Source organism: Streptomyces sp. NPDC050287 (genome assembly GCF_044459385.1).
In the GTDB taxonomy this organism is placed as follows: domain Bacteria; phylum Actinomycetota; class Actinomycetes; order Streptomycetales; family Streptomycetaceae; genus Streptomyces.
This window is the reverse complement of the sequence record NZ_JBITIY010000016.1, coordinates 159290-180707: the sequence shown is the minus strand read 5'-3', so window position 1 is coordinate 180707 and position 21418 is coordinate 159290. Positions and strand designations below refer to the sequence as shown.

Genomic DNA, 21418 nt, shown 5'->3' with positions numbered 1-21418 from the left:
CCCGTACGCTCCGGGACGCCGCTACAGCACCAGCACCAGGGCGTACGCCAGGAAGAACGCCGCGATGAGGACGGCCAGGACGAGGATGATGGCCAGCGGTGCCTTGGCCCAGCCCTTGGGAGGATTGTGGGTCTCCCGCGGGCCGGCCTCGGGCAGGCTGCTCTCGGCCGGCGGAGTCTCGCCGGGCGGCACGCCGCCGCCCGGTTCCAGACCGGTGGTGCGCTCGGGTTCGGGATCAGGGTTCGTGTAACTCATACCGTCCGAGTCCCCCGAACCCGGCGAGATCATCGGTCGCCGGCCAGTTGTGCGTTCCCGGCACCCCGAGCGGTCGCCTCGGCTAGATTCGAGCACCGCAGATAACCGTACTCATCGGCGGAGTCACACCCCGTACACGTCAGGATCAGCATGCGCGACGCCGCTCCCCCGCCCCCGATCGCCCCGCCCCCGACGGGCGGGCTCGCCGACAGCGTCTTCGAGACCGCCACCCTCGACCCCAGCCGGCCGGTGCTCGCCCGCCGTCCCGACGCCGCGTCCTCGGTCTGGGAACACGTGAGTGCCGTGGAGCTGCGGGACGAGGTCGTGGATCTGGCCAAGGGACTGGTCGCCTGCGGGATCTCGCCGGGGCACCGCGTGGCGGTCATGGCGCGCACCCGGTACGAGTGGACGGCCCTGTGCTACGCCCTGTGGGCGGTGGGCGCCGAGGTCGTGCCGGTCTACCCGACCTCCTCGCGCGAGCAGGTCGAGTGGATCCTCGGGGACGCCGGCTGCGTGGCCGTCGTCGTCGAGGACGAGCAGTCGGTGATGACGGTGGGCTCGGTGTGCGCGTCCCTGCCCCGGCTGCGGCACGTGTGGCAGCTGGACGCGGGAGCGCTGGCGGAGCTGACGGCGCGGGGGCGGTTCATCCCCCAGGCCACGGTCGACTCCCTGCGCCGCATCGTGCTTCCGGACTCCACCGCGGTCGTCACCTACACCTCCGGCACCACGGGACGTCCGCTGGGCTGCGCGCTCAGCCACCGCAGTCTGGCCAGCCCGTGCGACACGCTGCTGGCGGGCTGGGGGCAGACGGTGGCGCCGCCCGGAGAACAGGGGTCCGTGCTGGCCTTTCTGCCGTTCTCCCATGTGTACGGCCTCATGATCCAGACCCTGTGCGTGCGCGGCGGGCTGCTGATGGGGCACCAGCCCGATGTCAGCGGGGAGGCTCTGACATCGGCGCTGCGCTCCTTCCGTCCCACCTATCTCTACGCCGTGCCGTCGGTCTTCGAGAAGATCTACAAGACGTTCCTGCGCACCGCCCAGCAGTCGGGCCGCGGCGCGTTGTTCGAGCGGGCGGCCGAGACGGCCCGGGACTTCGCCGCGGCCTTAGAACGGCAGCGGCTCGGCGAAGGACCCGGTCCCGGCTTCGACCTGCGGCTCCAGCACGCCCTCTACGAGCGGACGGTGTACCGGCGGCTGCGCGGCGCCCTCGGCGGCCGGGCCCGCCGGGCGACATCGGGCGGCTCCACCCTGAACCGGGAACTGTCGCTCTTCTACGAGGGCATCGGCCTCTACGTCCACGACGGGTACGGGCTGACCGAGACCAGCGGCGCGGTCACCATGCAGCCGCTGGGCCGGGAGAGGTCCGGGACCGTCGGACAGGCCCTGCCGGGCATGGACATCCGGGTGGCGGACGACGGGGAGATCCTGGTGCGCGGGCCGTCGTTGTTCCAGGGCTACGTGGGCAACGAACCGGCGTCGCGGTCCGCACTGCGGGGCGGCTGGCTGGCCACCGGGGACCTCGGGCGACTGGACCCTGAGGGCTATCTGACGATCACCGGCCGCAAGAAGGACGTCATCGTCACCAGCAGCGGCAAGAGCGTCGCCCCGGCGGCGCTGGAGCACCGGCTGCGGATGCACCCGCTCATCCACCAGGCGGTCGTCGTCGGCGACAACCGTCCCTGCGTGGGGGCGTTGATCACCCTGGACCCGGATTTCCTCACGCACTGGCGTGCCCACCAGTCCACGCCCAGCGACACACCGAGCCGGGAGGCCCGGGAGGAGAACGCGCTGCGGGAGGAGATCACGCGGGCGGTGGCGGCGGCCAACAGCGCGGTGTCACGCTCGGAGTCCATCCGCGTGTTCCGGGTGCTGCCGGAGCCGTTCGACCTGGCCAGCGGTTTGCTGACGCCGTCGATGAAGCTGCGCCGGGACGTCATCGTGCGGACGTACGCGCTTGAGATCGACGCGATGTACCAGGCCCGTTCGAGTGCCGGACGCACCGGAGTGCCGGACGAACTGACGGCCTGGGACGAGGCGGACAACGTGTTCCGCTGAGCGTGGGGTGTCGCGCGGTGACGCGTCAGCGCCTGCGACGGCGTGCCGCCCAGGAGGTGCCGACGCCCGCGAGGTGCAGGGCCAGCACCGTCAGGCCGAGGAGCATCACGTTCGTCGACGTGAAGACGTCGTTGGTCGAGATGTCGGCGGCGTTGATCAGGAACGCGATGAAGAACAGTACGGCCGCTGCTGTGGCGAGCACGGGTCACCCTCCGTCCGTCGTCTCCTACCAGGTACCTCTGCCCCGGAACCGCGGGGACAGGCCCGACGACGCCACACGATCCAGCACTCTGATCGCGCCCACGCGCGTAGCCTCCGCCCGCCTGGGAACTAGCAAACGGTGGGGACACATGGGAAAGGACTACAGCCCTGCTGACGCCGGGCCGGGAAGGCGAGATGGCAACCGAGCCGCACAGGGACAACACACTGGCTTCCAAGGAGATCCCGAGCCGCAGCACCCGTTTCTCGGGGGAGCTGCGCAATGTGACGGGCGCGCGACTGGAGGCGGAGAAATTCCTCTCCGACCTGGCGCGTACCGCGCCTCCGGCCACGCCGGAGTACTGGGACGACATTCTCCTGGTCGTCACGGAGCTGGCCGCCAACGCGGTCCAGTACGCTCCGGGTCCCTTCGAGCTGAGCATGCGTCGGACGTTCGACGGCGTGCACATCGTCATGCAGGACACGAACACCACGCCGCCGGCGCCTCGCCCCTTCCACCCCAGTCGCGGTGGCGGCGGAATCGGCTGGCACCTGATCCACACGCTGTGCGACCAGGTCAGTGTCGTCACCCAGGACAGCGGCAAGGAGATCCACGTCTTCCTGCCCTGGTGAGGTCACGGGCCGGCTTCCTGGTGAGCCGCGCTTCAGCCCGCAGGCCTCCCGCCCTGGTGAGCCGCGCTTCAGCCGGAGGCCTCCCGCAGGGGCACGAACACGCTGATGGTCTTGCCGCCCTCGGGGCGCCGGTCGACGGCGATCTCGCGGGCGAGGCGGATGATCAGAGGCCAGCCGTACCCGTTGCCGTGGTGTCCCGCGGGCAGGGCGCCGGGACCGTAGGCCACCTCGGGCACCACGTCGCTGTGGTCGTGGACGGCCAGCCGGGCCCCGTCGGGCGCGGGCAGGACGTCGAAGCCCGCCAGGCCCTCACCGTGCCGGATCGCGTTGGTGACCAGTTCCGAGACGACGAGCAACAGGTCGACGACATCCTCCTCCCGCACCGTGCGGGATTCCGCTGCCCAGCGCTCACGCACCACCGCCTGCGCGTGGGCCCGTGCCGCCGCCGCGGTCGTCACACCGGTCGTCGTCCCGGGCGCCGTGCGGGCCTCGTCCGCCGCCCTCACGGCCGCGTCAGTGCCCGGGGCGCCTCCGATACGGACTCGACGCCGTCGGTCAGGACGAAGAATCCCGCCCTTCCTGTCACCTCAATCAGCCTTTCCACGTTCTCGTTGCCCGTCCGCCGCACACCCTCCGGTGCGACGACCATGCCGGGAGGTTTCGCTCGCAGTGACACTTTCGCTCGCAGTCACACGTGACGGCGGCCTCCGGCCCGGACATCGGCGGCTTCTCCCGTGCGATGCCGGATGCGCCCGCGGCCCCGGTCGCATCCGGTCAGGTGGTGGTCGTCTCGCGCGGCGGGAGCCGATGGTAGTAGTCGCCGACGCTCGCCAGATAGTCGGGATCCATGGTCTCGCTGTCGGTCCGGAACCGGGGCGCCGCCTTCACCTCACCTCGGGTGCAGGACAGGGATATCCGCCCCTCCGCGGTGTCGACGCCGGTCACGACGCCCACGGGTACCAGGACACTGCGGCCGAAGACCCAGACGCCGGTGTCGACGACCAGGTGCCGCATCCCGAAGTGGTCCGCCTGCCGGTCCACGTGGCCGATGGTGCCGTCGGTCGCCGCCACGGTGTACCCCGTGAGCTCCTGGCCCTGCACGTAACCGCTGTCCGGTGCGTACGACCAGATTCTGTCGATGGCCACGCCGCTCCTTTCTCCCCGACCCGATGACACGTCATAGCGTGCGGACGGACGATGCTCCCGACCGTTCCACAGCAGCAATTACCCTCCAGCCGCGCTCGCATTCTGCGCGGCGCCTCACAACGACGGAGATCTGGCGCGGGGCCCGAGGAGGAAACCTGCCCCAGTACCCCTGCCGCAGGGGGGTATGCACGCTTCACGCCTGCTTTCTCCGCGCGGAGCACACGTTGACGCGACACTTTGTCCGCAGATCGCCAGGTGGGTTAGCCTGCCTCGTCTTTCTCATCACGCAAATCCGTGAACTGCGGAAATGCACATACGACATGCGAGGGCCGCCCGACGGCCCGGCTGGGTTCCGAGTCCTCGTCCCGGGGACTCCTGGGGAGCGGAACGAGGGTGCGCATGACCGGCAACACCATCGAGGTCACCGATGCGGTCCCGGGGGACCACGAGCTCAGACAACTCCTTGCGGGTCTGACGGCCGTACGGGACGGGGACTTCGGCACCCGCCTGCCGGACGACGGGCAGGGCCTCATGGGCGACATCGCCACCGTGTTCAACGGCATGGTGGACCAGTTGTCCGTGTTCACCTCGGAGGTCACGCGGGTGGCCCGCGAGGTCGGCACCGAGGGCACGCTCGGCGGGCAGGCGGAGGTGCCGGGCGTCTCGGGCACCTGGGCCGATCTCACGGACTCCGTCAACGCCATGGCGGGCAACCTGACGACCCAGGTCCGCGACATCGCGCAGGTGGCCACGGCGGTGGCGAAGGGCGACCTGTCCCAGAAGATCGACGTTCCCGCGCGGGGCGAGATCCTTCAGTTGAAGGAGACCGTCAACACGATGGTCGACCAGCTGTCCGCCTTCGCCGACGAGGTCACCCGCGTCGCCCGCGAGGTCGGCAGTGAGGGCCGGCTGGGCGGACAGGCGCAGGTGCCCGGGGTCGCCGGCGTCTGGCGGGACCTCACGGACTCCGTGAACGGGATGGCGGGCAACCTGACCGGTCAGGTCCGCAACATCGCCCAGGTGACGACGGCCGTCGCGCAGGGCGACCTCTCCCAGAAGATCACCGTCGACGCCCGCGGCGAGATCCTCGAACTGAAGAACACCATCAACACGATGGTCGACCAGCTCTCGGCCTTCGCCGACGAAGTCACCCGCGTCGCCCGCGAAGTGGGCACCGACGGACGGCTCGGCGGACAGGCCGACGTCAAGGGCGTCAAGGGCACCTGGCGTGACCTGACCGACTCGGTGAACTTCATGGCGGGCAACCTCACCGCCCAGGTCCGCAACGTCGCCCAGGTGGCCACTGCGGTGGCGAAGGGCGACCTCTCGCAGAAGATCACCGTCGACGCCCGCGGCGAGATCCTGGAACTCAAGAACACTCTGAACACGATGGTCGACCAGCTGTCGTCGTTCGCCGAGGAGGTCACCCGCGTCGCCCGCGAGGTCGGCACCGCCGGGAACCTGGGCGGGCAGGCGCAGGTCCGGGGTGTCTCGGGCACCTGGAAGGACCTCACCGACAACGTCAACGTGATGGCGTCGAACCTGACCGGGCAGGTCCGTTCCATCGCCCAGGTCGCCACCGCCGTGGCCCGGGGCGACCTGTCGCAGAAGATCACGGTCGAGGCCAAGGGCGAGGTGGCGGCCCTGGCGGACGTCATCAACACCATGGTCGACACCCTGTCCGCCTTCGCCGACGAGGTCACCCGCGTCGCCCGCGAGGTCGGCACCGAAGGACGCCTCGGCGGACAGGCGCACGTGCCGAACGTGGCCGGCACCTGGAAGGACCTCACCGACAACGTCAACTCGATGGCGAACAACCTCACCGGCCAGGTGCGCAACATCGCGCTGGTGACCACCGCGGTGGCCAAGGGCGACCTGTCGAAGAAGATCGATGTCGACGCCCGCGGCGAGATCCTCGAACTCAAGACGACGATCAACACGATGGTCGACCAGCTGTCCGCCTTCGCCGACGAGGTCACCCGCGTCGCCCGCGAGGTCGGCACCGAGGGGCGCCTCGGCGGACAGGCCGAGGTGGAGGGCGTCTCGGGCACCTGGAAGCGGCTGACCGAGAACGTGAACGAACTCGCGGGCAACCTGACCCGGCAGGTTCGCGCGATCGCCGAGGTGGCCAGCGCCGTCGCCGAGGGCGACCTGACGCGCTCGATCACGGTGGAGGCGTCCGGCGAGGTCGCCGAGCTCAAGGACAACATCAACTCCATGGTCGGCTCCCTGCGCGAGACCACCCGGGCCAACCAGGAGCAGGACTGGCTCAAGACGAACCTGGCCCGCATCTCCAGCCTGATGCAGGGCCACCGTGACCTGCCCGTCGTCGCCGAGCTGATCATGGACGAGCTGGTGCCGCTGGTGTCGGCCCAGTACGGCGCGTTCTACCTCGCCGAGGACGGTGACGACGGCCCCGAACTGCGGCTTGTCGGCTCCTACGGCCGCCCCGACGACGACACCCGGCCCACCCGGATCGCCTTCGGCCGCACCCTGGTCGGCCAGGCCGCGCGCAGCCAACGCACCATCACCGTGGACGAGCTGCCGGCCGACTACGTGACCATCTCCTCGGGGCTCGGTCAGGTGGTGCCGACCGCGCTGGTGCTGCTGCCCATCGTGGTCGAGGGTCAGGTCCTCGGCGTGATCGAACTGGCCTCCGTCACCGCCTTCACCCAGATCCACCAGGACTTCCTGGAACAGCTGATGGAGACCATCGGCGTCAACCTGAACACGATCGTGGCCAACGCCCGCACCGACGAGCTGCTGGGCGAGTCGCAACGCCTGACGGCCGAACTCCAGGCCAGATCGGCCGAGTTGCAGACACAGCAGGAGGAACTGCAGCGCTCCAACGAGGAGCTGGAGGAGAAGGCCTCGCTGCTGGTGGCGCAGAACCGGGACATCGAGGCGAAGAACCTGCAGATCGAGCAGGCCCGGCAGGAACTGGAAGCCCGCGCGCAGCAGTTGTCGCTGGCCTCGAAGTACAAGTCGGAGTTCCTGGCGAACATGAGCCACGAGCTGCGCACACCGCTCAACAGTCTGCTGATCCTCGCCCAGTTGCTCGCCCAGAACCCCTCGCGCAACCTCACGCCGAAGCAGGTCGAGTACGCGGGCATCATCCACTCCGCGGGGTCGGACCTGCTCCAGCTGATCAACGACATCCTCGACCTGTCGAAGGTCGAGGCCGGAAAGATGGACGTGGCGCCGGAGGTCGTCTCCCTGCGCCAGCTCATCGACTACGTGGAGGCCACCTTCCGGCCGATGACCACGCAGAAGAGCCTGGACTTCACGGTGACCACGGCGCCCGGCGCGCCGGCGGACCTGCTGACCGACGAGTCCCGGCTGCGCCAGGTGCTGCGCAACCTGCTGTCCAACGCGGTCAAGTTCACCGAACAGGGCAGCGTGAACCTGCGCATCGAACCCGCTTCCGACGACGAGGTGCCCAGCGGAGTGCTGCGCAGCAGCACCATCGTGGCCTTCCGCGTGCAGGACACGGGCATCGGCATTCCGGAACAGCAACTGGAGACGATCTTCGGGGCGTTCCAGCAGGCGGACGGCACGACGAGCCGCAAGTACGGGGGGACGGGTCTGGGTCTGTCCATCACCCGGGAGATCGCCCATCTGCTCGGCGGCGCGGTCACGGTGGACAGCACACCCGGTCAGGGCAGTACGTTCACGCTCTTCCTGCCGGTGGCGCGGCCCGACTTCGGGGAGCTGATGGGCAGCAGCCGGTCCTTCGAGAAGGACCCGGACACCGTGCTCCCCATCGACGCCGCGGCGGGCCGGCACGCGTTGACCGGTCCGCCGGCCGGGGCCGGGCAGCGCCGTCGCCGGCTGCTGGTGGTGGAGGAGCGCGCTCGCGGGCTGCTGACCCTGGTCGCCGAGAGCGTGGTCGCGGATCTGGCCCCCGGCCGGGACTCGGACGGCCCGGGGGCGGCGGTCGACGTGATCACCGCCGTCGGCGCCCAGGAGGCCGCGGGTGCCCTGGCCGACGAGCCGTGCCACTGCGTCGTCCTCGAACTGGGCCTGCCGGACGGTGAGGCCTCCCGGTTCCTGGAGGCCCTGCGGGGCGACTCCGCTCTGGCGAGCGTTCCGGTGCTGGTGCACAGCGGGCATCGCACCGACCTCGCCCTGGAGGAGTCGCTGCGCTCCCGTGCCCAGGGCGGGGCGCTGGAGTTCCTGTCCAGCCTGGACGAACTGCGCGAGCGCATCGCGCTGCACCTGTCGGCCGACGAACCCGGGGACGTGCCGTCGCTGGTCCGCCCCGAGGAGCCGCGGCAGTCGGCGCCCCAGCCGGCCGACGAGGCGCTCGACGGCCGTACGGTGCTCGTCGTCGACGACGACGCGCGCAACCTCTTCGCGCTCAGCGGGATACTCGAACTGCACGGTTTCCGGGTACTGCACGCCGACAACGGCCGCAAGGGCATCGAGGCGCTGGTCGACAACCCGGACGTGGCCCTCGTACTGATGGACGTGATGATGCCGGAGATGGACGGGTACGCCGCCACGGCCGAAATCCGCAGAATGCCGCAGTACACCGACCTGCCCATCATCGCCGTCACCGCGAAGGCGATGCCCGGCGACCGGGAGAAGTCCCTCGCCTCGGGCGCCAGTGACTACGTCACCAAGCCCGTGGACACCCAGGACCTGATCGCCTGCGTCCGCCGCTGGTTGCCCGCATGAGGGCGCCGGATTCCGCCGGCCCGCACGGGCCCGGCGACGCGGAGGTACCGCTCGATGCCTCCTCCCCCGTGGGCCGGCTGGCCGCGACCGTCGAGCGGCTGCGCCGCGAGGTGGTGGCGGCCCAGGCGGAGGCCGAGGGACGCGCCCTGATCGAACTCGCCAAGGGCATCCTGGTCGAACGGCTGCGGTGCGGGCCCGCGCAGGCGGCCCGCCAGCTCACCGAGCTGGCCGAGCAGGCGAAGGTCACGCCGCTGGAGTTCGCGGTCGAGGTCATCAACCAGGCCGCCCGGGACAAGATGTCCGAGGTCACCGAGGCCTTCCTCGCCGCGACATCGTCGACCGCGGAACCGGCGGGCGAGTCCCCGGCCGTACGGCTGCGGGCCGCCGAGAGCGGTGCGCTGGCCGCGGACGACGCCCAGGCGGTCGCCGACTCGCTGCTGGAACAGGCCCTGCGGCCGCTCGGGGCGGTGGCCGTGGCCATCTGGGCGGCGGCCCCCGACGGGTCCCTCACCCTGGCCGGCAGCGCCGGTTTCTCCGCGGTCGAGGCGGCGCGCTGGCGCTATGTGCCGCCGGACGTGGCGACGGTGGCGCGGCGCGGTCTCACCGAGCGGGCGGGGTACTGGATCACGTCCCTCGCGCACACCGGGCTGCCCAGCATCGGCCGGCACCACCATCCGGACGGCGGCCGGGTCGCCCTGCCCGCCGGGACCGGCGGACGCCTGCACGGCGTCCTGGAGATCGCCTGGCCCGATCCGCTGGGCCCCCAGCCGCAGCGGATCGTCCGCCAGGTGGAGGCCCTGGCCGAGCTGTGTGCGCACACCCTGGAGACGTACACCCAGCTGGCCGGCACCGGTCAGGAGCCCCGGTTACTGCCGGACGCGGCGGAGCTCATGGACCTGGCCGACGGGCTGCACGACCCCGCGCTGGTCCTGGTGCCGCACCTCGACGACTTGGGCCATCTGGTGGACTTCCGCATCCAGCATGTCAACGACCGGTTCCTCGATCCCGCGGGCCGGCCGCGCGCCGTGGTCAACGGTGCCCTGCTCCTGGAGACCTACCCGATGGCCGCCGGGGAGAGCGAGCTGTTCCAGCGGCTGGAGCGGGTGTACGCGACGGGTGAGCCCTTTCGCGCGCAGCGGATGAACCTCACCGCCCTCGTCGACCAGGTCCCGCTGTCCGCGGTCGCCGACATCAGCGTCAGCCGGCACGGCAGCAGCGTCCTGCTGCTGTGGCGCATCGAGGACGAGGCCGCCCGGCTGGCGAGCCTGTTGCAGCACGCCCAGCGGCTCGGGCGGATCGGCGGGTTCGAGGAGAACCTGCTGACCGGCGAGATCACCTGGAACGGACAGCTCTTCGACCTGTACGGCCGCTCCCCGTCGAGCCCCCCGGTGCCGCTGGAGGAGCTGCCCGCCCACGCCCACCCGGACGACACCGGCGCCATCCGCCGGTTCCTGCGCACGCTGCTGCACCGACGGCGCTCCGCGTCCACGGCGTTCAGGCTGCAGCGGCCCGACGGGGTGACCCGGCACATCCGGGTCGTCGCCGAACCGGTCCTCGACACGGACGGCCGGTTGTTCGCCGTCCGCGGGGCCTACCAGGACATCTCGGCGCAGCACTGGACGGAGGTCGCGCTGGCGGCCACCCGTGACCAGCTCGCGCACACCGAGCAGCAGGCCACCGAACGCAACCGGCTGACCCTGCAGTTGCAGCACGCCATCATGCCGCCCACCCAGGCGCCCCTGAAGGTCCCGGACCTCCAGGTGGCCGTCCGCTACCGGCCCGCTGAGACCGAGCAGCTCGTCGGCGGGGACTGGTACGACGCCGTGGTGCTCCCGTCGGGCATGGTGCTGCTGTGCGTCGGTGACGTGGCGGGGCACGGGATAGAGGCGGCGACCAGCATGGTGGTCCTGCGCAACGCGCTGCGCGGACTGGCCGTCACCGGTGCCGGGCCGGGCCAACTGCTGGCGTGGCTGAACATGGTGGCGCACCACCTCACCGGTGCCGTCACCGCCACGGCGGTCTGCGGTCTGTACGACCCCGCCCGGCACACCCTGCGCTGGGCCCGGGCGGGTCATCTCCCGCCGGTGCTGGTGCGGGCGGCTGAAGCCACGCCGCTGCCGCTGGTGAAGGGGCTGCTGCTCGGTGCCGTTCCGGAGGCGGTGTACGAGGAGAGGGAGGTCCAACTGGCGGCCGGGGACACCCTGTTGATGTACACCGACGGTCTGATCGAGCGTCGGGACCGGTCCGTGGAGGAGTCGCTGAGCCACCTGCTGACCACCGCCCGTACGGTGCCCAGGACCCTCGACCAGCAGCTGGACCGCCTGCTCACCTACAGCAGGTCGGACACGGACGACGACACGTGTCTCGTCGGCATCCGGGTCGGCTGAGCAAGGGCCGACGGCACGGCGAAAAGAGACAAGGGATCAGGAGGCGCGCAGGTACGTGTCCCAGTGGGCCTCGGGCCACAGGTCAGCGGCGTGCCGCAGGACTCTGCGGGGCTGCCCGGTCAGTCCCGCCACCCGCAGCCGCCCGCCGTTGCGGTCGACGGCCCGCCGCATGCCTTCGATCACGTGCAGGACCGCGCTGTCCGCGAAGACCACATGGCCCAGGTCCAGGGTGAGTTCGCGGACGGTGCCGGGCAGGTCCTCGGCGGCGGACTCGAGCTGCGGACGGGACGCGCCGTCGATGTCGGTGTCGACCGTCAGCAGGGCCGAAGTGGCGCCTCGGCCCAGAAAGATGTGTGTGCCCCTCGTCATCGGGCCCCCTTTCGTCGGGGCTTGGCGGCCCGCTGCCGGGCCGTCCGGGCTCCTCCCACCGTGTCACAGGTGCGGCGACGCGTCGACAAACGGCCATCGCGACCGGCTCGCATACGGAGCGGATTCGGGGGTAAACGCGGGGGCGCGGCGACATACGACCACCGAAGGCGGGAGGGCGCGGGATGAGATGCGGCAGAGCCGGGACATCGATCGGACCTGCGGACGGGGCCGCCCCTCACCCGCCGGACCGATGAGAGCTTGATCACGGGACACCGCTCGCACCGGTGTGCATCGAAGTCGCCCACAGGGGTAACCAGCCCTGGCCGTAAGCATTTCGTGGAGGTACTCGTGTCCATTGCCCAGAACCCCTTGTCCGTCGAGGTCACCCTGCCCCGGGAGGACGTCGCCCTGATCGCGGTCGAGGGCTACTTGGACGTTGACACCGCGACGGAGTTCCAGCACCACTTGGCCAACCAGCTCCACCACGGCCGTCGGCACTTCCTGCTCGACCTGGCGTCCGTCCCGTTCATGGACTCGTCCGGGATGAACATCATCCTTCGGGTGTACCAGGAGGCCCGCGGCCTGCCGGGAAGCGTGCACATCATCTCGCCCACCCCGGCGGTGCGGCGGATCCTGGACCTGACTGGCGTGAGCATCACGGTGCCGGTGTCGGAGAGTCTCGACGAGGCGCTCTCCCGGGTCGACGCGCACCAGGAGGACCAGGTCGAACCGGCCGCGCAGGACGGGCTCCAGACCTGATCCGGCGGGCAGTCAACGGACCGTCAACCGGCGTTTCGCCCCACCTGATCGTTTGTCCGGGACGAGGTGTCGTACGAGGTCGGGCCATGGTTACAGTGGTCGCCCGGCAGGGTCGCCACGCCGTCTCGCCGCCGTCGGCGGACGGTACGACAAGACCTCGACGAGGACACTGAGGAGTTATGCAGGTGCCGGAGCACGACACGGTAGGGCAGCACACTTCGCCGGCACGGGAGGTCGGGGAGTTCCTGCGCCGTCGCCAAGAGCAGATCGCCCAGCGATGGGCCGACGAACCCCTCTTCCGTACGGTGTTCACCGTCTCGCGGGACGAGGCGGTGGAGGCGGGCAAGATCGTCGTCGAGGCGCTCTCCCAGGTCGCCGACACGGGTCAGGTGCACGATCCTGACGCCGCCGGTTTCACGGTGGTGCGCGAGCAGCTGTCGCGGATGGGCGCGGCCCGCTCCCGGGCCGGCTTCACCACGGCGCAGGTGTCGAACGACGTGAACGCGCTGCGTCCGCCGGTCGAGAACCTGCTGCTCGCCGATCTTCCCGAGGACGACACCGACCGGGTCCGGGAGTGCACCACGTCGCTCACCGTGCTGATGGGCACCCTGCGGCTGGTCGTGCTGGAGACGGCGCTGAGCGAGGGGCAGGCCCTGATCGAGCGGCAGCGGCTCCAGTTGATGGAAGTGGCCACGCCGGTCATCAAGCTGTGGGACGGCATCGTGGCGGTGCCGCTGATCGGGACGCTCGACAGCGCCCGCAGCCAGGTCGTCATGGAGAACCTCCTGGAGGCCGTCGTCGAGCAGCGCGCCCGGTTCGCGATCCTGGACATCACCGGCGTGCCGACGGTCGACTCGCTGGTGGCCCAGCATCTGATGAAGACCGTCGCCGCGACCCGGCTGATGGGCGCGGAGTGCGTCGTCTCCGGGATCCGTCCGGCGATCGCGCAGACCATCGTGCACCTGGGCCTGGACCTGGGCACGGTGATCACCCGGTCCAGCCTGGCCGACGCCCTCGCCTACGCCCTGCACCAGCTGGGGGCCGGCATCATCAACGCGACGCCCGGCGGTGCGGGTTCACGGTGAGCCACGACTTCTCCCGCCCCGTCACGGGGCATGTGCCGGTCCTGCGGCTCGGTGACGTTCTCCTGGTCACGCTCCAGGGGGATCTGTACGACAGCACGGCACAGCAGTTGCAGCAGGACATCGGCGAGACCATCGCCGGCACCGGGGTGACCGGTGTGGTGATCGACATCTCCGGCATCGAGATCATCGACTCCTTCCTCGGGCGGGTACTGGCCGAGATCGCGGCGAACGCCCGGCTGCTGGCCGCGCGGACCGTGGTGGCCGGCATGCGGCCGGCGGTCGCGATCACGCTGGTGGAGCTCGGCCTGACGCTGCCGGGGCTGCGCACCGCGCTCACCACCGAGGCGGCGATGGACCTTCTCGCCGGACTGGATCCGGACACCCGCTCCGGCGGCCGGCGCCGGGAGAGCCGGTGATGCAGACAGCTGCGGGCGTCGAGGCCTGCCTGCCGATCCGTTCGGACATGGATCTGGTGTGGGTGCGACAGCACGTGCGGCAGGCAGCCGGCCTGCTGGGATTCGGTCTGGTGGAACAGACCAAACTGGTCACCGCGGCCAGCGAACTGGCCCGCAACACCCTCGTGCACGGCGGGGGCGGCCAGATGGAGACGGTGCCCGTGACCAACGGGCGGGCTCGCGGACTGCGGCTGACCTTCGCCGACGACGGGCCGGGTATCGAGGACCTGGAGCGGGCGCTGAGTGACGGCTACACCTCCGGCGACGGCTTGGGGATGGGCCTGGGCGGTGCGCGCCGGCTGGTGCACGAGTTCGCCATCGACAGCACCCCGGGTGTCGGCACCAAGGTCACGGTGGTCTCGTGGGCGGCGGTGCCACGTCCGCGCGAGGAGGTCTGATGCCGCGCGTGTGGGACGTCCCGGTGCACGACTCGACCCGGGTGCGTGACGCCAGGGTCGCCGCGGAGAGGGCGGCCACCCTGGCGGGCCTCGACGAGCCGCGTACGGCGGCGGCCTCGCTGGTGGCGACCGAGCTGGCGACCAACCTGCTCAAGCACGCCGGGGGCGGTCAGGTGCTCATCGACATCATCGACGTCGTGGCCCCGCCGCGGGCCGGCGGCTCCCGTCTGGTGCAGATCGCCGCGATCGACCACGGGCGGGGCATCACCGACGTCCGGGCCGCCCTGCGCGACGGCTACTCGACCGCGCGTTCCCTGGGCGCCGGGCTCGGCACGTGCCGTCGTATAGCGGACGACTTCGACCTGCACAGCGTGCCGGGCCGGGGCACGGTGGCGCTGGCCCGGGTCGGTGCCCGCCCCCGGGAGGCGGCACCGGCGGCGGCCGTGCGGGTCGGCGGGGTGAACGTCCCGTTCGCCGGGGCGGACTACTCGGGCGACGCCTGGGCGTGGGCCTGGTCGGGCGACCGGCTGACCCTGATGATGGCCGACGGGCTGGGACACGGTCCCGAGGCGGCCCGCGCGTCGACGGCAGCGGCCGAGGCCCTGCACCGCTCGGCCCACCTCTCGCCGTCTCAGGCGCTGCTCCAGCTGGACTCGGCGCTGCGCGGCACCAGGGGGGCGGCCGTCGCGGTGGCCCAGGTCGAGACCGGCGCGGGCGTGCTGCGTTTCGCCGGAGTCGGCAACATAGGGGCACGGCTGCTGGAGGGCGGCACCTGGCGTTCCCTGCTGTCGCGGCCGGGGATCGTCGGCGTCCACAAGCACGCCACGCTGCGTGAGGACCGTCTGCCCTGGGCGGCCGACCGGCTGCTGATCCTGCACAGCGACGGCCTGCCCAGTCGCTGGACGCCGCCGTCCGATCCGCGGTTGCTGACGGCCGACCCGGCCGTGGTGGCCGCCGTGACGGTTCGCGACGCGAGCAGTTCCGCCCGTCCGGTGCGGGACGACACCGCCGTGGCGGTGCTGGCTCCGACCCCGCCGGAGGCTTCATGACACGCAGCCTGCGGATCACCACCGTCGTCGACGCGGCCCGGGCCCGGATCGCCACCGCTCGGCTGGCCGCCGCCTACGGTGTGCCCGCTCTCGAACGCACCCGTCTGACCTCCGCGCTCAGCGCGCATCTGCGGCAGTGTCTGACGAAGGGCGGCACCTGGCGGCTCACCCTGCAGACCACGGCCGCGCCCACCGACGAGGGGCTGCTGCACGTGGAGGTGACGCCCGCGCGGGGCACGGGTCTCGCCACCGCTCAGACGCAGTGGCGGATGACGGTCCGCTGCCCCGAGGCGGCCGACCCTGCCGGTGCCGCCGCGGTCGCCGACGACCCGACGGTCCTCTCGGAGGCCCTGCTGGGTGCCGACGAGGACACCGCGCTGGTGCTGGAGAAGCTCGCCGAGCAGGAGGATCTGGTCACCTTCCACCGGGAGGAGCTGCACCAGACGAACCAGGGCGTGCTGGCGCTGCACGCGGAACTGGACGCGGCCGGGCGGGCGCAGCGCGAGGCCTTCGCCGCCGAGCGCAAGGCGCGCACCGAGGCGGAGAGCGCCCGGCGCCGGCTGACGTTCCTGGCGGACGCCAGCGCGGTGCTCACGGCGTCGTTGAACCATCACGAGATCGTGCGGCGGCTGCCCGACCTGCTGGTGCCCGAGTACGCGCGCAGCGTCGACGTCTGGCTGTTCGACGACGAGGACCGGCACCGGCCCGCCCCGCACCCGGCCGCCGCCGTGCTCGCGGCCCGCACCGGACGCCCGCAGTACGCCGCCGACCACCCGGGCGGTCTGCCCGGCGTCGACGACCAGCCACCCTCGGCGCTGGATCCCGCCCGGCCCCTGCTGTGCATCCCGCTGCCGACACGGCGCGCCCCGCTGGGCGTGCTGACGCTGTCCCCGCCCGGTGGCCGCTGGGACCCGGACGACGCGGTGATGCTGATCGAGCTCACCAGACGGGCCAGCATCGCCATCGACAACGCCCGCCGCTTCGAGCACAACCGCGACATCGCCGAGACCCTGCAGCGCGCCCTGCTCACGAATCTGCCCGCCACACCGGGGCTCAGCCTGGCGGCCCGCTATCTGCCGGCCACGCACGGGCTGAACATCGGCGGCGACTGGTACGACGCCTTCACGCAGCCCGACGGCAGCCTGATCACCGTCATCGGCGACGTCACCGGGCACGGTCTGCACGCGGCCGTGATGATGAGCCAGCTGCGCACCGCGCTGCGCGCCTACGCCGTCGACGGTGGCAGTCCCGGCCAGCTGCTGACCCGGCTCCACACGTTCCTGCACCATCTGCAGCCCGATCTGTACGCCACCGCGGTCATCGCGCGGTTCCGGCCCGGCGACCCCACCCTGACCTGGGCGGCGGCGGGCCATCCCCCGCCGGTGCTGCGTACCCCCGACGGTCAGGTGCACACCCTCGACGCCAAACCCGGCGCCATGCTCGGCATCCCGCTGCGGCAGAAGATCGCCGACCACACCGCGCCGCTGGCACCCGGCTCGACACTGGCGCTGTACACGGACGGCCTGGTGGAACGGCGTGCGCGGGGCATAGACCCGGGCATCGAGCGCCTGGCGGACGCGCTCGGGTCGTTCGGCCCGGCCGAGCTGGACGCCGATCTGGAGGGTGCGGCGGACGGGATCCTCACCCCGCTGCTGAGCGACTCCGAACGCGACGACGACGTGTGTCTGCTCCTGTGTCATCTGCGTGCCTGAGGTGGCGTCCGCGCAATTCCCTCGCTTTCTTTCCGTTCTGCCCCGGTGCGTTTCGGCGGCCGGGCGGGCATGGTGGTGATCGACGCGTTCGTCTGCCTGCCGGGGCCCGGCAGGTGAACGGCCGGCATCGCGGTGGGACCGATGAGGTGCGAAGCGGCGATCCACGGGCAGGCGAATGGCGTTCGAGGCAGACCGCCTGGAGCCGCAGAAAGGGATGAACACCGTGACACGACCCAGGATCCTGGTGGTTGGCGCAGGCTTCGCCGGAGTGGAGTGCGTCCGCCGTCTGGAACGGAAACTCTCCCCGGACGAAGCCGACGTCACGCTGGTGACGCCGTTCGCCTACCAGCTCTATCTTCCGCTGCTGCCCCAGGTCGCCTCCGGCGTGCTGACACCGCAGTCGATCGCCGTCTCGCTGCGCCGCAGCAAGAAGTACCGCACCCGGATCATCCCGGGCGGCGCGATCGGCGTGGACCTCAAGGCGAAGGTCTGCGTCATCCGCACCATCACCGACCAGATCATCGACGAGCCCTACGACTACATCGTGCTGGCCCCCGGCAGCATCACCCGCACCTTCGACATCCCCGGCCTCACCGACAACGCCTTCGGGATGAAGACCCTCGCCGAAGCCGCCTACATCCGCGACCACGTCATCTCCCAGCTGGACCTGGCCGACGCCAGCCAGGACCCGGCGGAGCGCGCCTCCCGGCTGCAGTTCGTGGTCGTGGGCGGCGGCTACGCGGGCACCGAGACCGCGGCCTGCCTGCAGCGCCTCACCCACGCCGCGGTCAAGCGCTACCCGCGTCTGGATCCAGGCCTGATCAAGTGGCACCTGATCGACATCGCCCCGAAGCTGATGCCGGAGCTGGGCGACAAACTCGGCCGCAGCGCCCAGGAGATCCTGCGCAAGCGAGGCATCGAGGTCTCGCTCGGCGTCTCCATCGACAAGGCCGCCCCCGAGGAGGTCACCTTCACCGACGGCCGGGTGGTTCCCACCCGCACCCTGATCTGGACCGCCGGTGTCGTCGCCAGCCCCCTCATCGCCACGCTCGGCGCGGAGACGGTGCGGGGTCGGCTCGCGGTCACCGCCGACATGAACCTGCCCGGACAGGACGGCGTGTTCGCGCTCGGTGACGCCGCCGCGGTGCCCGACGAGGCCAAGGGCGAGGACGGCGCGGTGTGCCCGCCGACCGCGCAGCACGCCATGCGACAGGGCAAGCACGTCGCCGACAACGTCATCGCGACGCTGCGGGGCCAGGCGATGAAGCCGTACGTCCACAAGGACCTCGGCCTCGTCGTCGACCTCGGCGGCAAGGACGCCGTCTCCAAGCCGCTCGGCATCGAGCTGCGGGGTGTGCCCGCGCAGGCCGTGGCGCGCGGCTACCACTGGCAGGCGCTGCGCACCGGGGTCGCCAAGACCCGCGTGATGACGAACTGGGTGCTCAACGCGCTCGCCGGCGACGATTTCGTCCGCACCGGCTTCCAGGCCCGCAAGCCCGCCAAGCTGAAGGACTTCGAGTACACCGACTCGTATCTGACGCCCGAGCAGGTGCGGGCCCACGTCGACGGCACCGAGCGGCAGGAGCAGTGACGCTCCCGCCCGCGTGACGCGGCTCACTCCTGACCGCCGATCAGTTTCCGTGAGATCGGCGGTCGAAGGAGGGACAGCGCAGCGCCACGACGAGAGGACATCCCCATGACCGCGACCGTGAAGGGCCCAGCGAGCTACTTCCCCGCCATCGAGAAGAAGTACGGCCGCCCGGTCGCCGAGTGGCAGGAGCTCATCCGTTCCTCGCCGCTGACCCGGCACATGGAGCTGGTGTCCTGGCTGAAGACCGAGCACGGTCTGGGGCACGGTCACGCCAACGCGCTGGTGGCTCACACACTCGCGGAGGCCGGGGGCAGGTGATCCGCCCCGTCATGACATGCTGAACGGAGATCATGACGTGACACGGGAGTGAGTCAGGCGGCGTGAAGGCAGCGGGACGTTCGGTCCGGGCACGACTGCGGGACGGCGTCGCGGCGTCCGACCCCGGACTGCTGCGGCTGACCGCGGGACTGAGAACGGTCGGCGCCATCGCGCTCACCCTGGCGGTGCTCGGGCTCGTCGGCGCCGGCATCACCCTTCTGGTGGCCGGGGCCATGGCGGCGATGGTCGCCACCTTCGCCATCCGCGAGAAACAGCGCGCGCGGCAGGCGGTGACCCTGGCGCTGGGCCTGCCGGTGGCGCTGACGTCCGTGACGCTGGGCGCGGTGCTCAGTACCCGTGTGGTGGGCGGTGACGTCTTCTTCGTCGCGCTCATCTTCTGCGCGGTCTACGGCCGCCGGTTCGGCGACCGGGGCACCGCGCTCGGCCTCATCGGCTTCCAGCTCTACTTCCTGTCCCTGTTCGTCGGCGCCACCGTCTCCGGGCTGCCCCGGCTGTACGGCGTCCTCGGCATCGCCTTCGCGAGCAGCGCCCTGGTGCGTTTCGCGCTGGTGCCCGAGACACCCGCGGGCATCCTGGAACGGCTGCGCGACGCCTTCCGGGCCCGGCTCGCCCAATTGGTGTCCGCGCAGATCGACCTGCTCGACGCCGGGCCGGACGAGGTGGAGAAGGCCCTGGCGGACCTGCGCGACGGCAATGCCCGGCTGCACGAGACGGCGATGATGATCCAGGGCCGGCTCGAGGACGGCACCGCCGACAAGGCCACGGCCCGCCTGCTGCAACGCCGTGTCGCCGACGCCGAGATCGCCGCCGAGCGGCTGGGCCTGCTGCTGCTGACCGCGCGCAGCGCCGAACGGGCCGACACGCTCACTCTGCACCTGCCGGGCGCCTCTGTCCGGGTCGGCGCTCCCCCGCCCGTGCGGGACGAGGCGACCGTCACCCTGCGCCGCGATCTCGAAGCGGTGCGGATGCTGGTGCTGCGCCCGGTCTCCGACAACACCGGGACCGCACTGGCCCTGGTGCGCAACCGGCTGCTCGGCTACCGCGACGAGGAGCACCTGCCACCCGCCTCGGCCGCCGTCCAGGACGTGTTCCGGGGTATCGGCGAGGCCGCGCGCGCGGTGCTGGGGCTGCGGATCGCGCTCGGTGGGGCCCAGGACGACGCGGACGACTCCCCGGCGACGGCCCGCTCCCGCGAGGAGCTGGACGCCGAGGACGCGGCGATCGACGCCGGTGGGGACGAGAACCAGGAGGACGAGGCGGCCACCGGGCTGCGGCGGCCGACGACGCGGGCGGCCGTGCAGGTCGCCGTGGGCTCCTCGCTGGCCATCGTCGGCGGCGAGTTCCTCTCCAGTCAGCGCTGGTACTGGGCGGTGCTGACCTGCTGGATCGTCTTCCTCAACACCGCGTCCACGGGCGAGATCCTGGTCAAGGGATACCGTCGGCTGGTGGGCACCGTGCTGGGTGTCGTGGCCGGTATCGTCCTGGCGGGCCTGGTCGGCCATCACACCTGGACGGCGTTCGCGCTGGTGCTGCTGCTGGTCTTCGCGATGTTCTACACCGCGCCCCTGTCCTACACGCTGATGTCGTTCTTCGTCACCGCCGCGCTGGGGCTGCTGTACACGCTGCTGCACACCTACAGCTTCTCGGTGCTGGTGCTGCGGGTGGAGGAGACGGCACTCGGTGCGGCCTGCGGGGTGGCGGCTGCGGCCCTCGTACTGCCGGTGCACACCGACCGTCGTACGAACGATCTGCTGGTCACCGTGCTGGAGCGGCTCGCCGATGTGACGCAGTCGGCGGTCGACCAGCTCAGCGGCGGGCCCGCGGTCGATCTGCTCGACCAGGCGCGCGACCTCGACCAGGCGCTGGCCGACCTGAGGGCCGCCACCCAGCCGCTCACCTATCCGATCACCCCGTTGCGGGCCCGGCGGGACACCGCCCGGTATGTCGTCGCGCTGCTGGAGACCTGCGCGTACCACGCCCGGTCGCTCGCGGCGACGGCCGAGCTGCTGCCCACGCATCGATCGATCGCGGCGGACCCGAGACTGCGCCGCGCCGGAGGGCGGATCGCGCACAACATCGAGGCGATCGCCGCGCACGTCACCGACGGGCAGGTCGCCGCCGGGATCGAAGCAGGGCCGAGCATCGCCTCGCTGCTGGAGCCGGACGCCCCGGGCACACCGAGGTACGGCAGGATCACCGACCGGGTGCTGCGGCATCTGCAGCGTCTGGACGAGACGGTGGCCGGTCTGGCCCGCCCGCTGGACGTTCCCGTGGCCGAGCCCCGGCGGTGATCGCCGTCGCGTCCCT

General features: G+C 71.4%; 18 protein-coding genes. 13 read left to right on the top strand and 5 right to left on the bottom strand.

Annotation, left to right across the window (positions count from 1 at the left end; translation table 11 throughout):
- Positions 1-21: 21 nt before the first annotated feature.
- Positions 22-255: a DUF6480 family protein gene (locus tag ACIBK3_RS39790; protein WP_399372879.1), complete on the bottom strand. Its 234-nt coding sequence runs from the start codon at positions 253-255 to the stop codon at positions 22-24.
- Between the two features lie 150 nt (positions 256-405).
- Between ACIBK3_RS39790 and ACIBK3_RS39785 the strand changes: the two genes are divergently transcribed.
- Positions 406-2310, top strand: a complete 1905-nt coding sequence (locus tag ACIBK3_RS39785) for an AMP-dependent synthetase/ligase (RefSeq protein ID WP_399372877.1) — start codon at positions 406-408, stop codon at positions 2308-2310.
- A gap of 25 nt (positions 2311-2335) precedes the next feature.
- On the opposite strand, the gene ACIBK3_RS39780 is transcribed toward ACIBK3_RS39785, so the two are convergent.
- Positions 2336-2512 carry a hypothetical protein gene (locus ACIBK3_RS39780; RefSeq protein ID WP_399372876.1) on the bottom strand — a complete coding sequence of 59 codons (177 nt, stop codon included), beginning with the start codon at positions 2510-2512 and terminating at the stop codon, positions 2336-2338.
- Positions 2513-2706: 194 nt separating this feature from the next.
- Between ACIBK3_RS39780 and ACIBK3_RS39775 the strand changes: the two genes are divergently transcribed.
- Complete coding sequence (locus tag ACIBK3_RS39775; protein ID WP_399372874.1) at positions 2707-3141, top strand: ATP-binding protein; 435 nt, start codon at positions 2707-2709, stop codon at positions 3139-3141.
- A 68-nt stretch (positions 3142-3209) separates the two neighbouring features.
- On the opposite strand, the gene ACIBK3_RS39770 is transcribed toward ACIBK3_RS39775, so the two are convergent.
- Together ACIBK3_RS39770 and ACIBK3_RS39765 are read right to left on the bottom strand one after the other, a co-directional pair.
- The gene (locus ACIBK3_RS39770; RefSeq protein ID WP_399372873.1) at positions 3210-3647 is read right to left on the bottom strand and encodes an ATP-binding protein; all 438 of its coding nucleotides are present in this window, start codon (positions 3645-3647) and stop codon (positions 3210-3212) included.
- A gap of 268 nt (positions 3648-3915) precedes the next feature.
- Complete coding sequence (locus tag ACIBK3_RS39765; protein WP_399372872.1) at positions 3916-4287, bottom strand: PRC-barrel domain containing protein; 372 nt, start codon at positions 4285-4287, stop codon at positions 3916-3918.
- Positions 4288-4686: 399 nt separating this feature from the next.
- Between ACIBK3_RS39765 and ACIBK3_RS39760 the strand changes: the two genes are divergently transcribed.
- Both ACIBK3_RS39760 and ACIBK3_RS39755 read left to right on the top strand, forming a co-directional pair.
- Positions 4687-8967, top strand: a complete 4281-nt coding sequence (locus tag ACIBK3_RS39760) for a HAMP domain-containing protein (protein ID WP_399372870.1) — start codon at positions 4687-4689, stop codon at positions 8965-8967.
- On the top strand, positions 8964-11354 hold the full coding sequence (locus ACIBK3_RS39755) for a SpoIIE family protein phosphatase (protein ID WP_399372868.1): 2391 nt from the start codon (positions 8964-8966) through the stop codon (positions 11352-11354). The genes ACIBK3_RS39760 and ACIBK3_RS39755 overlap by 4 nt, the downstream gene beginning before the upstream one ends.
- 36 nt (positions 11355-11390) lie before the next feature.
- Here the strand turns inward: ACIBK3_RS39755 and ACIBK3_RS39750 are convergent, their stop codons facing one another.
- Positions 11391-11723: an STAS domain-containing protein gene (locus ACIBK3_RS39750; RefSeq protein WP_399372867.1), complete on the bottom strand. Its 333-nt coding sequence runs from the start codon at positions 11721-11723 to the stop codon at positions 11391-11393.
- A 348-nt stretch (positions 11724-12071) separates the two neighbouring features.
- On the opposite strand from ACIBK3_RS39750, the gene ACIBK3_RS39745 reads away from it, so the two are divergent.
- The 9 genes from ACIBK3_RS39745 (at position 12072) to ACIBK3_RS39705 (ending at position 21402) form a co-directional block, all read left to right on the top strand.
- Positions 12072-12482, top strand: coding sequence for an STAS domain-containing protein (locus ACIBK3_RS39745; RefSeq protein WP_399372865.1), 411 nt, complete (start codon positions 12072-12074; stop codon positions 12480-12482).
- 185 nt (positions 12483-12667) lie between these two features.
- The gene (locus tag ACIBK3_RS39740; protein WP_399372864.1) at positions 12668-13567 is read left to right on the top strand and encodes an STAS domain-containing protein; all 900 of its coding nucleotides are present in this window, start codon (positions 12668-12670) and stop codon (positions 13565-13567) included.
- On the top strand, positions 13564-13983 hold the full coding sequence (locus ACIBK3_RS39735; RefSeq protein WP_399372862.1) for an STAS domain-containing protein: 420 nt from the start codon (positions 13564-13566) through the stop codon (positions 13981-13983). The genes ACIBK3_RS39740 and ACIBK3_RS39735 overlap by 4 nt, the downstream gene beginning before the upstream one ends.
- The gene (locus ACIBK3_RS39730; protein WP_399372861.1) at positions 13983-14420 is read left to right on the top strand and encodes an anti-sigma regulatory factor; all 438 of its coding nucleotides are present in this window, start codon (positions 13983-13985) and stop codon (positions 14418-14420) included. The genes ACIBK3_RS39735 and ACIBK3_RS39730 overlap by 1 nt, the downstream gene beginning before the upstream one ends.
- On the top strand, positions 14420-15469 hold the full coding sequence (locus ACIBK3_RS39725) for a SpoIIE family protein phosphatase (protein WP_399372860.1): 1050 nt from the start codon (positions 14420-14422) through the stop codon (positions 15467-15469). Before ACIBK3_RS39730 ends, ACIBK3_RS39725 begins: the two co-directional genes overlap by 1 nt.
- Positions 15466-17181, top strand: a complete 1716-nt coding sequence (locus ACIBK3_RS39720; protein WP_399372858.1) for a PP2C family protein-serine/threonine phosphatase — start codon at positions 15466-15468, stop codon at positions 17179-17181. Before ACIBK3_RS39725 ends, ACIBK3_RS39720 begins: the two co-directional genes overlap by 4 nt.
- 214 nt (positions 17182-17395) lie before the next feature.
- Positions 17396-18772: an NAD(P)/FAD-dependent oxidoreductase gene (locus ACIBK3_RS39715; RefSeq protein WP_399372857.1), complete on the top strand. Its 1377-nt coding sequence runs from the start codon at positions 17396-17398 to the stop codon at positions 18770-18772.
- A 105-nt stretch (positions 18773-18877) separates the two neighbouring features.
- Positions 18878-19090: a DUF4287 domain-containing protein gene (locus tag ACIBK3_RS39710; RefSeq protein WP_399372856.1), complete on the top strand. Its 213-nt coding sequence runs from the start codon at positions 18878-18880 to the stop codon at positions 19088-19090.
- A 62-nt stretch (positions 19091-19152) separates the two neighbouring features.
- Positions 19153-21402, top strand: a complete 2250-nt coding sequence (locus tag ACIBK3_RS39705; RefSeq protein ID WP_399372854.1) for an FUSC family protein — start codon at positions 19153-19155, stop codon at positions 21400-21402.
- The last annotated feature ends 16 nt before the right edge of the window (positions 21403-21418 follow it).